The organism is Ochrobactrum teleogrylli, from assembly GCF_006376685.1.
In the GTDB taxonomy this organism is placed as follows: Bacteria; Pseudomonadota; Alphaproteobacteria; order Rhizobiales; family Rhizobiaceae; genus Brucella; species Brucella teleogrylli.
The window spans coordinates 49928-64872 of sequence record NZ_VEWL01000004.1 but is presented as its reverse complement, the minus strand read 5'-3'; the positions used below and the strand labels follow the sequence as shown (position 1 = coordinate 64872).

Sequence of the window (14945 nt, the reverse complement as noted above, 5' to 3'; positions counted from 1 at the left end):
TTCCGCACCGCAGCGCCCCGGCGCTTCGGTTCGTTTAAACTCAAAATTGGTGCGAAGCCTCCCGCACCGCCGCTCCTCAACGGCACCAACCGCAATTGACGTGATTTCCACTCTTGTCTTGCGGGCAATTTTCTGGTGAAGCGAAGATGAAAGAAGCGGCGCGGTCTGTGAAGGCCGAATGCAGCAACTGAGCTGCGGGTTCCCGCAGCAAAATTGCGGTTTCCCGCAGGACGCGCCGAGGAGGGCGCAGCTTATTATAAGTCTCATGGTTATGAGCGTAACTTGCGTTTGGAGGAGAAACGCTTGGCCGAACTCGCGCCCGGACGGCAGGATAGCAAGCACGATCACGGGCAGGCTGAGCGCCTCCTTGATCACTACCTGAATATTTCCCGGCTTCTGGCGGGGCAGCTCGATTTTGATTCCATCATACAGGCGGTGGCGGCGGAGATCGCCTGCATTCTGCCCTATGACCATCTCGACGTCTGCATCAAGATGCTCGATGGCAAGTTCCACATTGCCTATGAGGCCGGTATCGCGACCGCCTGGAGCCGCAATCCGCCAGCGCTTCTGTCTGGCAGTCCAATCCGCACCCTGTTGTCCGGCGAGGCGGGATATCTCCTGACCGACGATGCCCGCACCGATCCGCGCTTTCATTTCGAAGGCTCTTTTTCCAGCCCCATCATCGAGCACGATCTCAAGGGCCGGGTCCATGTTCCACTCAAGGCGCAGGGCGATATCATCGGCGCGCTGAGCTGTTCCAGCCTGACGCCTGCCTGCTATTCCATGCGCGACGTAGAGAACGGGCAATCGATTGCCGATCTTCTCGCGCCTTACTTTTTTGCCATTCGCGCCGCCGAGCAGGCCAAGCGTTCGGCCATCGTGGAAACGGAAGCCCGTGCCCGCGAGGAGGGCTTGCGGTCCGGCGCGCTGAAACTGACCGAGGCGCTGGAAACCGAGCGGCACCGCATCGGCATGGATTTGCATGACCAGACGCTGGCTGATCTCACCCGGCTTGCCCGCCACGTCGAGCGGCTCACCCGTGCGCCCGATCTTTCCGGTGAACAGCTGGAGCCGCTGTTTCGCGGTCTCCAGCATTGCATGCGCGATCTGCGGCAGATCATAGAGGAGGCCAAGCCCTCCATTCTACAGCTGTTCGGTTTCGTGCAGGCAACGGAAAACCATCTCGACCGGTCGGTGCGCGATGGTGATGCGGCGATTGAGTGGACGCTGGATGACCAGAGCGACGGCATGGCCGACAGGCTGGAAGAAACGGTCGCGACCTCGCTGTTTCGCATCGTTCAGGAAGCGATCAACAATGTCATCCGCCATGCCCATGCCAGCGAATTGCGCGTGAAGCTGAGCGACCGGGGCGGGCGGCTTCTGGTGGAAGTGATCGATAATGGTATCGGGACCGACCGCCCGGTCCAGCGCCCCGGTTCGGCTGCCGAATTAACGCCCGAACTCACATTGGGCCATGGCATCGACAATATGCGCACGCGCGCGCGGCTGATTTCGGCAGGTTTCGCCATCCGAAAAAATCCGACAGGCCCGGGGACAAGCGTAACTGTGCTTTTGCCGCCGGAAATGTGCAAACCGATGAATGGAGAGAGTGATGCAGGTTCTGATCGTTGAGGATGACCCGCTGCATCGCACTTATCTCAGCGAGGCGGTGCGCGCAGCACTGCCGGAATGCAGCGATATATTCGAGGCCGGAAACGGGTCGGCGGGCGAGAAACTGGCGCGCCAGCATCGCGATGCGCATATCGTGATGGACTTGCAGATGAATGGTCGCAACGGCATCGAGGCGGCGCGTACCATCTGGAAGGAAAATCCCGAAACCCGCATCCTGTTCTGGTCGAACTATGCCGATGAGGCCTATGTGCGCGGCGTGTCGCGCATTGTGCCGGAAGGTGCGGCCTATGGCTATGTGCTGAAATCGGCCTCCGACGACAAACTGCGGCTGGCGCTGCGCAGCATTTTCGTCGAGGCGCAATGCGTCGTCGACCGGGAAGTGCGCGGCTTGCAGCAGAAGAGCCTCAGCCATGCCAGCGGCTTTACCGAGAGCGAATATGAAATCCTGATTGATATCGCGCTCGGCCTGACGGACAAGACGATTGCGCGCCGACGCAATCTGTCGCTGCGCAGTGTTCAAAACCGCTTGCAGCAGCTTTATGAAAAGCTCGGCGTCTATCAGGAAAAAAGCGATAGCGACGAGGGACGGTTCAATTTTCGCGCCCGCGCCGTGACCGTGGCGCTGTTGCGCAAATTGTTGAATTACAGCGCACTGGAGCGCGCAGAAGCCGAACTCAACGAATGGTTGAGCCGGCAATCCGCTTAGCGCCGATTACGTCCAGAAATAACGCACGAAGTGAAAGAACACCGGCGCTGAAAAGACGAGGCTGTCGGCGCGGTCGAGCATGCCGCCATGGCCTTCGATCATGTGGCCCCAATCCTTGACGCCCCGGTCGCGCTTGATGGCCGAAGCCACTAGCCCGCCGAAAAAGCCCATGACGCAAGAGACCGCCGCCAGCGCGCCCGCCTGAAGCGGTGAGAAAGGCGTGAGCCAGGCAAGTCCCGCACCCAGCAAGGATGCGCTGGCCACGCCGCCGACAAAGCCTTCCCAGGTCTTGGAAGGCGAGATATTCGGCGCGATGCGATGCTTGCCGAACAGTTTGCCGAACACATATTGCAGCACGTCGCTGCCCTGAACGGTCGCGACCAGAAAGGCGATCAGCAGCAGTTTTTCACTGTCATAGCCGGGGATGTCCAGCGTCATCAGCGCCGGAACATGGCTGATGCAATAGACCGACAGCATGATGCCCCATTGTTGTTCGCTGATACGTTCGAGAAAGCGCGATGTATCGCCGGAAAGGGCGGTCAGCACCGGCATTGCGAGGAAGCAATAGACCGGAATGAAGATCGAATAGAGCCCATACCATTCGATCCAGATCAGATAATACTGCACCGGAATGACCAGCAGAAACATGCCGAGCAGGATACGGTGATCGCTGCGGCGGGTCTGGGTCAGCGTTACATATTCGCGCAGCGATGCGAAGGATACGAGCGCGAACAGCACGATCACGCCGCCTTTGCCGAACAGGAAGGCGATGCACATGGCCGCGACCATGATCCACCATGCCTTGATGCGGGCATTGAGGTTGACCAGTGTGGATGAAAGCGGTTTTGGCGCGCGCCAGGACAGTATGGCGGCGACAAGGCTTGCTGTCCCCAGAACGCCCATGAGGCCGATGAATAATTGGGTGGTTTCGCTCATGGGCGGTTCCCGTTTCTGGGCTGAATATCGAGAAGTTGTTGGCGCGCTCGCGTCAGAAATTCCTTGCGGTCCTCGCCGTCGCCAAGTTGCACCGGCGCACCGAACACGACGCGGCACAGCAATGGCACCGGCAGGGCAGCGCCTTTCGGCAGCACGCGCGACATGTTCTCGATCCAGCAGGGGACGAGTTCGACATCGGGCCGCGCCAGCGCGAGATTGTAGAGACCGGAGCGAAAACGCAGCAGCGGCTCATCCGTCATGTTGCGTGTGCCTTCCGGGAAGATGATCAGCGAATGCCCATCGGCCAACGCGGTCAGCATCACTTCCATCGGGTCCTGCGTTCGCTCCACCCAGTTGCGTTCAACCAGCACGGTGCGCAGCAGCACTTCGGCCATGAATTGTCGCACGCGATTGGCGCGCCAGTAGTCTGCGCCCGCCACGGCGCGGGTGCGCGCCCGTTCTTCCTGATTGAGACAGGAGGCGAGCAGGATGAAATCGCCATGACTGGTGTGGTTGGCATAATAGATGCGCTGGTTGCGCGATGGCCCCGTGCCGCTCCAGATCGGTCGCACGCCGGTAATGCCGCGTGACAGGATGGCGAGCAACGAGCCGAACAAAGATTGCACCTGATGACGAATGATGGTGCGCATGTCAGAACTCCGCGCCCGGTGGCAGAAGCGCCAGCAGGCTGAACAAGATGATAGCCAGTCCGAGAGAAAGATTAAGACGGCGGGCAATGCGGCGCGTTCCCGCAATACGGTCGGAGAGCGGACGCACGGCCGGTTGTTTTGCCCGCAGGCCCATCCGTTCCAGAACGGAATCGACTTCGGCAAGGGTTGCTTTTTCGTCGTCGCCAGCGGCGATCATCCGAAACAAGGCGGCGTCGAACAGGAGATGCGCGGCAATGCCCAGCCCAATCAGGGTGCTTGCCAGTAGCACCGGCCATATCAGCCAGAAGGCGAGGTCGTGCTGCGCGCGCGCAAACGGCGCGACACCGACCAGCACAATCGCAATACCAAGCCCGATAAAGGCGCGGCGGCGCAAGGCTTTGGCACTATGTGCGGCTGGAGAGATCATTCGGGCACCTCATGGGCGTGCAGCCGGAGCGGCCAGCCTTTGGCGCGGATGAGGTTTTCGGCTTCGCGGGCGCTGGTCGCCTGTCCAGCTTGCACCAGCCAGTCGATAGCGACGGTTGCGCTTCGCTGGAAGCCAAGCGCACAGCAGATCAGGACCGGGCCTGCATGGCAGGCCGCTTCCACCGTATCGGCGGCGAGCCGAACCTTCTCCGGCGATGGCGGCAGCAGGTCCATGCAGCAGAAGCTTTTCCAGTCTTCCGCACCGCGCGGCGCGACCAGTTCGGCAGTCAAGTCGATGACGGTTGAGAAGGTGCGGGCTTCGCTTTTCGACGGGAAGCGACCGAGAAACACAGTGTCGGTCAGAGCAATGTAAGGCGGTAATTTCCGTGTCCAGAAAAGGATATTGAGGCGCGCAAACAGCCGGTAGGGTGCGAGCAGCCACCGGCTTGCAAGGCTGACTGTGCCGTCTGTCCGTTTCTGGAAAACGTCGGGACCGGCCCCGAAATAGCCCGCCGCCACGATGGCGAGAGCAAGGGCTGGCCAGAACCAGAAAATCGCATAGCCGGTCAGCGTCAGGCCATGAATGCCAAGTGCCAGCAACAATAGCGCACCCGCCAGATAATAACTGCCGAGACGCCATGCTTTTGCATTATCCGTCAGACGAAACCCGGCAAGTGGCGATGGGCCGGTACGCGGAAACAGCCAGAGCACGAAAAAGCCAAGCAGTGCCCCTGCCGGAATATCGACTGCATGGTGCTGATAGGTTGTTAGCACGGACAGTCCGATCAGCAGGCACCAGATATGCCAGACGATGCGGGTGCCGCCGCGCATGATGCGGCGCATCTGGTCCCAGATGACGATCAACAGCGCGATATGCAGCGAAGGCGCCTGATTGAACGGCTTGTCGAAACCGCCCAGCACATCGAACATGAAGCCCGGCAGGCCGGAGGTCTCGGGCTTCACAAAAGTTGCGGTCAGCGGAAAGGCGACGAAGCAGATAACGGCGATGATCTGCGCCGTCAGATAGCGCTTTGCCAGACGGTCCACCTGTTCGGGGCTTTCATTGACGAAAAGCGCAATGGCATAGAACAGGTTTACCGACCAGTAGGGCACGATGCTCCACGCGATGAACGGGACGCGGCTTTCCCAGCCAAACGCCAGATTGGGAACTTCGACGCGCAGCGAAGCGAGCCAATTGGCGGTGCCATAGGTCAGGTAGAAAAAGGGACCGAGAAACAACAGCCATAGAATGGCGCGCCGGGTGACCGGCCGCCGTGGTGAACCGTCGATCCCGCCCAATGCTGCTGTCACGCTTCCGGCTCTCCGATGCGCTCGGCGATGGAAACGGTGAAAATGCCCCATTGGTCAACGCGCTGTTCCAGCTTGCGATAACCGGCCTTTTCCACCAACTGATCCATTTCCGCTTGCGTGCGGCGGCGCATGACCCAGGCTTCGCCGCCGCGATGCGAGGTCAGCGCGCGGGCGATCATTTCAAGCTGCGGATGCCATGGCTGGTTGGTATAAATCAGGAGCGAGCCAGGCTTTTGCGCCCGCGCCAGCCCCGACAGCGAGCGCTCGATCAGCGCATTGTCGGTAAAAAGCTCATAGAGGCCGGATACGATTGCCAGATTTGGCCGTGGTTCGATGGCGGCGAGGCTATCCGCATCGAAGGCGTCGCCTTCTTCCATGCGGGCAATGGCTTCCAGCCCGCGATCGGCGATCAGCTTGCGCCCGGCAACCACATTGATCGGCGAATAATCGCGCAAATATATGCTGTCGGGCATGATGCCCGCGCGCGCCACCGCATCGATCACATAGCGGCCATGGCCGCAGGCAATATCGAGGATATTGGTGGGGCGGCCTTCGCTTTTCAGGCGGGCCAGCGCCTTGCCGATCAGCTCTTCCAGATGCACCTTGCGCTGACGGATGCCACGCCAGCCAATGGCGTCGAGAAACTGCCGGTCGATCAGCTTGCCGCCAGGGCCAAACCCGCGCGTTTCGTTTTCATAGACATAATCGAGTGTCGAGCCGGAATCGAAACCGGTGCGCCGCCCCACTTTCAGCCCTTCGGAAAAAAGCGCGCCAAAGGCGATGGACGAGCGGGTCGAGGCCCAGTAAAGCCCGCGCGGCGACAACTGCGGCAACGGACTGGAAAGCCTGTCGGCTTCGTCGCGTGTATAGCCCGCAATATGTGCTTCGGTCAGGTCGGCGCGCTGCGGCGCTTCGGCAAAGCGCTGGTCGATGAAGGTCTTGATCTTGTCGATAGCCTGCTTGCGATCCTTCTCGCCCAGCGTATCGTGATAGAAACCCTTCAGCACGTGCCGTTCCTTGATGCGGCTGCCGAGATTTTCGAAAAAGCGATGCTGGGGCGTGGGGCGCACCACAAAATCGCTGCCGGAAATCAGAAGCTGTGTCGGCACGGTGATGGCGCGTGCATCATCCACCACGCGCTTTGCCGCTTCATAAAGTTGCAGCAGAATATGCGAGGCGATGGGGCGGGTGATCAGCGGGTCGGTGCGATAGGATTCGATCCGTTCGGGATCATGGGTCAAAAACTGCGGCTTGACGTAGGAATTGACGTAGAACGTGCCCTTCAGCTTCTGCCACAGTGCAATGCCTTCCTTGGCGAAAGGCACATAGAGCTTGATGTCGAAGGCGGGCGACGCCAGCACCAGCGCCCGGATATTCGGCGCATAGTCGTGCACCCATGCTGCGGCAAGCACTGCGCCCACGCTCTGCGCGATGATGGCGACGTCTTCAATGGCCACGCCGGTTTCTTCACGTATATGCGCGACAAAGCTGTCGAGATCGCGGATCGATGCGCCGAAGGACGGCGAGAAACCGCGCTCGCCGGGGGACTTTCCGTGGCCGCGTGCATCCCATGCATAGAAGGCGAAATCATCGAGGCCCAGTTCATCGACCAGATGCGCAACGCGCCCGCTATGTTCGTGGCCGCGATGCAATAGGACGATCACACCCTTTGGCTTGGCGGAGGCAGCGGGCCAGACACGGTAGAACAGCGATGTACCGTCATGGGTTGTAAACCGGGCTTCCGTCGCTTCGCGATGCGCCGTCTTGTGTGTCGGCATTTCTGCATGCTGGCTCATCCGGTCCCTCCCAATTGCTTAATTCAAGCTGCCCGCAATCAATTAACCCCAATTAGTATTGAGTGCAGTAGAATGTTTGAATAAACGAGCAAATGCGAACCGCAAATAGCTGTTTGTCCGATATTGTTCATTTCCCAAGAGATTCTCGATGTCCGTCTATCAGCTAAAGTCACAATTCCAGAATTTACTGCGGCCTTTGGTGGTGCGACTTGCCCGTGCGGGCATAACGGCCAATCAGGTCACAATAGGCGCAGCACTCGGGTCGGTCATACTTGGTGCGCTGCTTTTCTGCAGCGGCGGTGCGCTTTGGTTCGCGCTGGTGCCGGTCTGGCTTTTCCTGCGCATGGCGCTCAATGCGGTGGACGGCATGCTGGCGCGGGAGCACAACCAGAAGAGTACACTCGGCGCTTATCTGAACGAGGTTGGCGACGTCGTTTCCGATGCCGCGCTTTATGCGCCATTCGCCATTGTCGCACCCTTTTCCGGCGCATGGATGTTCGCCATCGTCCTGCTTGCGGTTCTGACGGAGTTCGTCGGCGTTACCGGCGCATCGTTGGGCGCAAGCCGCCGTTATGACGGCCCGATGGGCAAGAGCGACCGCGCGGTGGTCTTCGGGGTTCTTGGCGCGTGGATCGCCGTTGACGGCGGATTGCCGGGCTGGGCGTTCTGGGTTCAACCGCTGCTGTGCCTGCTGCTGGCCGTGACAGTGATCAAGCGCGTGCGCGGCGGACTTGGCGACGTTGCTGCTATCGCTCGAAGCGCTTAAGCACACCCAGCAGCAACAACGGCACGAATGTCGTAATCACGATGGCGATGAAGGCCATCGCCATGCCAAGGCCGACCGAACCCTGTTCGAACTGACGCCAGATGAAGATCGATATGGTCTGCATGCCGACAGGCGCGACCAGAACCGAGGCGACCAGTTCACGCGTTGCGACCGCAAACACCAGCAGCATGGCGGTAATCAGGCTTGGTGCGATCAGCGGCAGCATGATGCGGCGGAAAGCCATAAAACTGTTGGCACCGCAAACGCGGGCGGCGGCTTCCAGATTATCGCCGATCTGGTGAAAGGCGGCGGTGGCATAGCGGATCGGCTGCGGCAGCAGGATGCAACAATAAGCGAGTAGCAATATGAGCGGCGTGTTGTAGGGCGAGACCGGCAGCGATGGCTGGTTCCATGCCAGAATGAGACCAACCGCCACCACGACGCCGGGCAGGGCGTTGGGCAGGACGGTCAGCACATCAAGCCAGAAGCGCCCGCGAAACCGCATTTTCACCACCGCATAGGCGGCGACGGCACCAAGGAACCCGGTCAACAGCGCGCTGCCGAGGCCGAGCGACAGGCTGTTGAACAGTGCGCGCATGCCGCCAGCACTGTTTTCGGCGATGGCTGCGAAATTGTCGAAGCCGAGATTGGCGGGCGTCATTCCGCCGGAGACGGTTTTGGACAAAGCCGTGGCGAGGATCGCCAGCAATGGAATGCCGGTGGCCGCAAAAGCGACCAGCGCAAACAGCGCCACCACCGGCGCGGTCATGGCGCCCAGCGGGCGCTTGTCCTTCGATTGCGGCTTGCCACCCGTGGTCACATAGGAGCGGCGGGTCAAAATCCAGCGCTGGATGAGGAAAGCCGCTAGTGACAGGCAGACCAGCGTCAGTGAAAAGACCGAAGCTCCGGCCAGATCAATCGGCCAGTCGGATATACGCAGGTCGATCTCCGTCACCAGCACTTCAAAGCCCGAGCGGCGTCCGAGCGCTGCGGGTGTGCCATATTCCTCGATGGCCGCGGCGAAGACGAGCAGCAGGCTTGCCGCCAGTCCGGGGGTGGCAAGCGGCAGGGTGATGCGGAAGAAGGACCGCCATGGCGAAGCGCCGAAGACGCGCCCCACGTCGGAGTATCGCGCACCAACCGCTTCGATGGTGCGCGATACCGCGAAATAAACCAGCGGAAAAGTGTTGAGCGCCATAACGAAACTCATGCCCGCGAGCGAAAATAGGAACGGTGCCAGATGGAATCCGGCAAGCTGTTCGAGATAGCCGCGCGGCTGCAAGGTCATGATCCAGCCAAGCGTTGCGATATAGGGTGGGATCATGAATGGAACGAGCATCAGCACGTCCCAGACAACAGCAAAGGGCACTTTGTAAAGCGCGCGAAACACCGCAAGCGGCACCGCGATCAGCGCCGACAGCACGACCACGCTAAGGCCGAGCAACACGGTATTGGCGCTCATGCGCAAAAGCTTCGGATCGGCGAATAATGCGGGAAGATGCAGGAAGGGCTCGGCCAGCGAGCCCTGTCCCAGTTTTGGAAAGACAGCCTGAAGCACGATGAAGACAAAAGGCACGGCCACAACCAGCGTCAGTCCGGCGGTGGCGACAAGTCCGAGCGGGTTGGCGCCAGCGCTGCTATTTGTCTTCATGACGATGCTTCTTAATTGCTGGCTGCGAAGATCGCGCCGAATTCCTTCAGCGTTTCATTGCGCTTGCCATAGACTTCCTTGGCGTCGATGGTCAGGACCTTCAGGTCGTTGATCAGCGGACGATTGGCCGGAATATCGGTGCGCGATGGCATCAGATAGGTTGCGGCAACCAGTTTCTGGCCTTCGTCGGACAGCATGTAATCAATGAACTGCTTGGCCTCGTCCTGGTTCTTCGACCATTTCAGGATCATTGCCGGACGCGGTGCGACAACTGTGCCGGAAGTCGGGAAGATCACGTCGATGGATTCGCCCTTGGCCTTGCCCGCAAGCGAGATGTAATCGACCGCGCCGAAAACGGCGGCCTTAGCACCCTGAAGCACCGGGTTCAACGCTTCGGCATTGGCACCGGCGACGGTCGCGCCATTGGCGCGCAGGTTCTTGAACAGATCCCAGCCCTGCTGCGACTGAAGGGCGGCGACCAGTTCGAAGCTTGCGCCCGACTGGGCCGGATCGGGCAGGTTCACCAGATCCTTGTATTCAGGCTTGGCGAGATCGGCCCATTCGGTCGGCTTCGGGGTCTTGCTGGCCGGGTTCCACGCGATGCCAAGCGCCGAAACGCCCTGTGCGACGGCGGTTTCGTTCTTCAGGAAATCCGGCACTTTTTCGGCATTGGGGCTGGTATAGGCAACCAGCCAGTCACGCTTGGTGAAGTCGGTCGCCGTGTCCCAGGATGCCGAAATCAGCACGTCCACCACCGGATTGGCGGCTTCGGCCTCAATGCGGGCCATAATCTTGCCGGTCGTCGCCTGAAACACATTGACCTTCGCGCCGGTCTTGGCGGTAAAGCCCGTGGCCAGCTTTTCGATCAGGCTGCCGGGACCGGCGGAATAGACGGTGATATCGGCATAAGCCGCCGTGCTGCCGAGCAATGCGGTGATGAGCGCAACGCCTGCGCCGAGAATAGATTTCGTCATGTGTGCCTCCTGAGATATTGCCTGTGATGGTCTTATTTTGAGAACCAGCGCAGCTGGCCCGGATCGATGGCGATGCCGACAGGAACACCCGGCGACAGGCGGATGGCATCGAGATAAGTCAGTTCATGCCCGGCATTCTGGTCGCCGATCCTGACCGTCGTCAGATGGCCGTCACCGCGAAACTGGCTGCGCAAAACCGTGGCCGGGATCGCCGTGTCATTGAGTGGTACGCTGCGCACGGAACGCGACGGCAAAAGCACATGCGTTACCCCATCCGGGGTTTCAGTATGGGCGATGCGGATATCGGTTTGGGTGATGCGGTAGGCGTCGTTATACCGTTCGACCGGCACGACGCAGCCCAGACGCAGAAAATCGGCGACTTCCGGCGATTTCGGCTGGGCCACCAGCAGTTCGGGTGCGTTAAGCTGCTCGATCACGCCGCCGCGCATGACGGCAACCTGATCGGCCAGCGAGAAAGCCTCGCTCTGGTCGTGGGTAACATAGATGGCGGTCAGGCCGAGATTGGAAACGAGCTGGCCGATTTCCGTGACCATGTTTTCGCGCAATTCGCGGTCAAGATTGGACAAAGGTTCATCGAACAGAACCAGTCCCGGCTCGGCGACGATGGCGCGGGCAATCGCCACGCGTTGCTGTTGCCCGCCGGACATATCGCTGATGGAGCGATTGCCGAAGCCGGTCAACCCGACGCGATCCAGCGCGGCGGTGACGCGCTTTTCACGGTCGGCGCGGTTGATTCCGCGCATTTCGAGTGGAAAAGACACATTGCCGAAAACCGTCATATGCGGCCAGAGCGCATAATCCTGAAACACCATGCCGAGATGGCGCTTTTCCGGGGGCACGAAACTGCGGCTGGCCGCATCTGCAACCGTGACGCCATTGATTGTGACGGAACCTTTGGTCGGTGCGAGCAGGCCCGCGATGAGGCGCAGGAGTGTCGTCTTTCCGCAACCGGATGGCCCGAGCAGGGCAAGCGTCTGTCCCTTGGGAAGCGTCAGGCTGATGTCGTTCAGAATGGTCGCCGGGCCATAGGCAAGGCTGAGACCTGCCGTCTCAACGGCAATATCTGCGGAAACTGGACGGCTATGTAACATTTGCCTGCAATCAAAACGGTTTCGCCGCTTCTATTCGGATTGCATGACGCGTGTATGACAGGCTGTGATTGCACCGTCAGAATGCAAAAACCCCGCTTGCGCGGGGTTTTGTGGTTCAGTCCGCCAGGACCAGAAGATCGTGCGAGGCGAAATGCACCGTCACCTTATCCCCGCGCTGCGGCGGTGGTTGTGTCGGGTCGTTGAACGTATCGAAGGACAGGCGGTTCTTGCCGAGCGCCACGCGTGTGCGGATGACGGAACCGAGGAAATGCACATCCTCGATGGTCGCATCCAGCGACGTGTCGTGGCTCTTGCGCGCTTCGAGGCTGACAGCTTCCGGGCGCAGCGCCAGCGTCACCGGCTTGCCCTTCGGATGATGGCCGAGCGTGTCGCGCACGGTGATCATGCGCCCGTCAAGGTCGATGCCGTTCTTGTCCGGTTCGCTGACCGAAGCTTCCAGCATGTTGAGCGTGCCCACGAAGGAGGCGACGAAGCGCGAGGCCGGGCGGTTGTAAATGTCGAAAGGCGATCCGATCTGGTCGGCGCGGCCTTCATGCATGACCACGATGCGGTCGGAAATCGACAGCGCTTCTTCCTGATCATGCGTCACGAAAACCGTGGTGATGCCGAGCTTTTGCTGGATGGTGCGGATTTCCTCGCGCAGGCTGATGCGGATCTTGGCATCAAGCGCCGAGAGCGGTTCATCAAGCAGCAGCACCTGCGGCTTGGTGGCGAGCGCGCGGGCCAATGCAACACGCTGCTGCTGGCCGCCGGACATCTGGTAGGGATAGCGGTCCGCCAGATGGTCGAGGCGGATGAGGCCGAGCATTTCCTTCACCGTGGCGTCGATTTCCGCCTTCGGCTTGCCCGCGACGCGCAGGCCGAACGAGACATTCTGCGCCACCGTCATGTTGGGAAACAGCGCATAGGCCTGAAACACCATGCCGATATTTCGCTGGTTGGGCTTAAGGTCCACCACGTCGGTGCCGTTGATCTCGATGGAGCCGCTATCCGGGTCTTCGAAACCGGCGATCATGCGCAGAACGGTGGTCTTGCCGCAGCCCGACGGTCCGAGGAAGGAGACGAATTCGCCCTTTTCCACGGCGAGGTTGAAATCGTGGACGACGGTATTGGCGCCGAAGCTCTTTTTCAGGTTCTTGATATTGAGAAAAGCCATGAACGTTACCCGGCGGTTGTCTTGAATTTATTGAGGCGCGAAACGAGCTGCAACATGATGATAGCGAGCCACGTAATGCCAAACGAGATGATCGCCAGCGCGGACGGTTCGTAAGCGCGGTTGGCGCCGACCAGCTGGAGATAAGGCCCGAAAGCCGGACGGTTCAAAAGCGAAGCCAGCGTGAATTCGCCGATGACGATGGCAAAGGTTATGAAAGCGCCGCTCATCACGCCCGAAATTACATTGGGGAAGATGACCTTGAACATGATGGTGGGCCAGCTTGCGCCAAGGCTCTGGGCGGCTTCGGTCAGCGTGTTGACGTCGATGGTGCGCATCGCCGTATCGACGGCGCGATACATGTAAGGCAGCGACAAGGTCATATAGCCGAACATCAACAAAAGGTCGGTCGCGCGGGTGGACGCCGTAAATGGCAGCCATGACGACGAGTTATAAATGCGCAGATAGCCGAACACGATGACGATGGCCGGGATGACTAGCGGCATCAGCGTGATGAATTCCATCACCGGGCGCAACTGCGGCAGGCGCAGGCGCACCCAATAGGCGGTCGGCACAACCAGCAGCACACCGAAGATGATGGTCAGAATGCCGAGCAGGATCGAATAGCCGAAGGTGGCCTGAAAGTTCGGATCGGTGAACACGACGCGATAGGCGTCGAAGGAATATTCGCCGCGCCGCATGCGCAGCGAGAATTCGAACGTGCCGATGAGCGGCACGAGGAAATAGACCGCACCGATGAAAAACGCGATCCATGCTCCGATTTTCTGGGCTGTCGAGCCTTTCATCGCTGCCACCTTTCGGCGCGCATACGCAGCCAGATATAGATCAGATTGGAAATGCCGGTGATAACGATCATGCCGAGCGCCAATGCATAGCCGAGATTCTGGTTATGCAGAACGTCGCCGCGGATCTGCGCATAAAGCAGGATCGGCACGATGTTGAGCGACGAGCCGGTCAGCGCATAGGCGGTTGCAATAGCGCCAAAGGCATTGGCGAAAAGCAGCAGCGTGGTGCCGAGCAGGCTTGGCCACAGGATCGGAAAGGCCACCATGCGCCAATATTGCGCATTGGTTGCACCGAGGATCGAGGAGGCCTCGCGCCATTCCTTCTTCAGACCGTCCAGCGCCGGCGTGAGGATCAATACCATCAGCGGAATCTGGAAGAAGAGATAGGTCAGCGTCAGGCCAAAGAAGCTCAAAAGGTTGAAGCCGGTCGCGTAGAGATTGAAGCCGAACCATTCGCGCAGCAGGATCGTCACGAAGCCGGTGCGCCCCAGCGTCGCCAGAAAGGCGAAGGCGAGCGGCACGCCCGCGAAGTTGGACGCCACGCCGGAGAAGGTCAGCACGGTCGGGCGCAGCCAGGACGGGAGATTGCCCAGCACCACCGCCCAGGCCAGAAAGAAGCCGATGATCGCGCCGCCAATGGCCGATGCAAGGCTGACCTTGATCGAAATCCAGTAGGCGCTCATGATCTGCGGCTGGAACAGATCGTAGATGTTCTGGAGCGTGAAATTGCCCGCCGGGTCCTGAAACGCGCCGACGATGAGATACATGGTCGGCCAGATCAGGAAGAGAATGGCGAAAAGGAAAAACGGCGCCACGCCAAGCCATGTCAGCGGTAGTCGGCGTTTGCGCGCGCTACCGACCGGACTGGCTGGGGCTATAGTATCGGCTACTGAACTCATGCGCTCTTTCTTCGGCTGTTCGTTTCGCACTGCATTTCGGCTTGTGGCGCGAAGCGTGCGGAAACAGGCAAGATACACGACAGATCGGTCGAGTAGAGGCCACAAA

At 60.1% G+C, this 14945-nt stretch carries 14 protein-coding genes; 3 read left to right on the top strand and 11 right to left on the bottom strand.

Annotation, left to right across the window (positions count from 1 at the left end; translation table 11 throughout):
* The first annotated feature begins 303 nt into the window (after positions 1–303).
* Positions 304–1632, top strand: coding sequence for a GAF domain-containing sensor histidine kinase (locus FIC94_RS08800; RefSeq protein ID WP_140024599.1), 1329 nt, complete (start codon positions 304–306; stop codon positions 1630–1632).
* Complete coding sequence (locus FIC94_RS08795) at positions 1613–2338, top strand: response regulator transcription factor (protein WP_109367922.1); 726 nt, start codon at positions 1613–1615, stop codon at positions 2336–2338. The genes FIC94_RS08800 and FIC94_RS08795 overlap by 20 nt, the downstream gene beginning before the upstream one ends.
* Positions 2339–2344: 6 nt before the next feature.
* Here FIC94_RS08795 and FIC94_RS08790 read toward each other — a convergent pair whose 3' ends face one another.
* The 5 genes from FIC94_RS08790 to FIC94_RS08770 are packed head-to-tail and all read right to left on the bottom strand — an operon-like array spanning position 2345 to position 7439.
* Positions 2345–3274 (bottom strand): phosphatidate cytidylyltransferase, encoded by a 930-nt coding sequence (locus FIC94_RS08790; protein WP_109367921.1) that lies wholly within the window; start codon positions 3272–3274, stop codon positions 2345–2347.
* The gene (locus FIC94_RS08785; protein WP_109367920.1) at positions 3271–3924 is read right to left on the bottom strand and encodes a lysophospholipid acyltransferase family protein; all 654 of its coding nucleotides are present in this window, start codon (positions 3922–3924) and stop codon (positions 3271–3273) included. The genes FIC94_RS08790 and FIC94_RS08785 overlap by 4 nt, the downstream gene beginning before the upstream one ends.
* 1 nt (position 3925) lies before the next feature.
* A complete protein-coding gene (locus tag FIC94_RS08780; RefSeq protein WP_140024598.1) occupies positions 3926–4351 on the bottom strand; it encodes a hypothetical protein in 426 nt (141 codons plus the stop codon).
* Positions 4348–5661: a phosphatase PAP2/dual specificity phosphatase family protein gene (locus FIC94_RS08775; protein ID WP_235891977.1), complete on the bottom strand. Its 1314-nt coding sequence runs from the start codon at positions 5659–5661 to the stop codon at positions 4348–4350. The genes FIC94_RS08780 and FIC94_RS08775 overlap by 4 nt, the downstream gene beginning before the upstream one ends.
* Positions 5658–7439, bottom strand: coding sequence for a bifunctional alpha/beta hydrolase/class I SAM-dependent methyltransferase (locus tag FIC94_RS08770; protein WP_371830901.1), 1782 nt, complete (start codon positions 7437–7439; stop codon positions 5658–5660). The genes FIC94_RS08775 and FIC94_RS08770 overlap by 4 nt, the downstream gene beginning before the upstream one ends.
* 166 nt (positions 7440–7605) lie before the next feature.
* Between FIC94_RS08770 and FIC94_RS08765 the strand changes: the two genes are divergently transcribed.
* Positions 7606–8223, top strand: a complete 618-nt coding sequence (locus tag FIC94_RS08765; protein WP_140024595.1) for a CDP-alcohol phosphatidyltransferase family protein — start codon at positions 7606–7608, stop codon at positions 8221–8223.
* On the opposite strand, the gene FIC94_RS08760 is transcribed toward FIC94_RS08765, so the two are convergent.
* The 6 genes from FIC94_RS08760 to FIC94_RS08735 all read right to left on the bottom strand — a co-directional run bounded on the left by FIC94_RS08760 (position 8204) and on the right by FIC94_RS08735 (position 14839).
* Positions 8204–9874 carry an ABC transporter permease gene (locus FIC94_RS08760; protein ID WP_140024594.1) on the bottom strand — a complete coding sequence of 557 codons (1671 nt, stop codon included), beginning with the start codon at positions 9872–9874 and terminating at the stop codon, positions 8204–8206. The two genes, FIC94_RS08765 and FIC94_RS08760, sit on opposite strands and share 20 nt — an antisense overlap.
* 11 nt (positions 9875–9885) lie before the next feature.
* Entirely contained in the window at positions 9886–10848 is a 963-nt protein-coding gene (locus FIC94_RS08755; protein WP_140024593.1) for an ABC transporter substrate-binding protein, read from the bottom strand.
* 32 nt (positions 10849–10880) lie between these two features.
* Positions 10881–11960: an ABC transporter ATP-binding protein gene (locus FIC94_RS08750; protein WP_140024592.1), complete on the bottom strand. Its 1080-nt coding sequence runs from the start codon at positions 11958–11960 to the stop codon at positions 10881–10883.
* A 115-nt stretch (positions 11961–12075) separates the two neighbouring features.
* The gene (locus tag FIC94_RS08745) at positions 12076–13137 is read right to left on the bottom strand and encodes an ABC transporter ATP-binding protein (protein ID WP_109367912.1); all 1062 of its coding nucleotides are present in this window, start codon (positions 13135–13137) and stop codon (positions 12076–12078) included.
* A 5-nt stretch (positions 13138–13142) separates the two neighbouring features.
* Positions 13143–13940 (bottom strand): ABC transporter permease, encoded by a 798-nt coding sequence (locus FIC94_RS08740; protein ID WP_109367911.1) that lies wholly within the window; start codon positions 13938–13940, stop codon positions 13143–13145.
* On the bottom strand, positions 13937–14839 hold the full coding sequence (locus FIC94_RS08735; protein ID WP_140024591.1) for an ABC transporter permease: 903 nt from the start codon (positions 14837–14839) through the stop codon (positions 13937–13939). Before FIC94_RS08735 ends, FIC94_RS08740 begins: the two co-directional genes overlap by 4 nt.
* Positions 14840–14945: the final 106 nt, after the last annotated feature.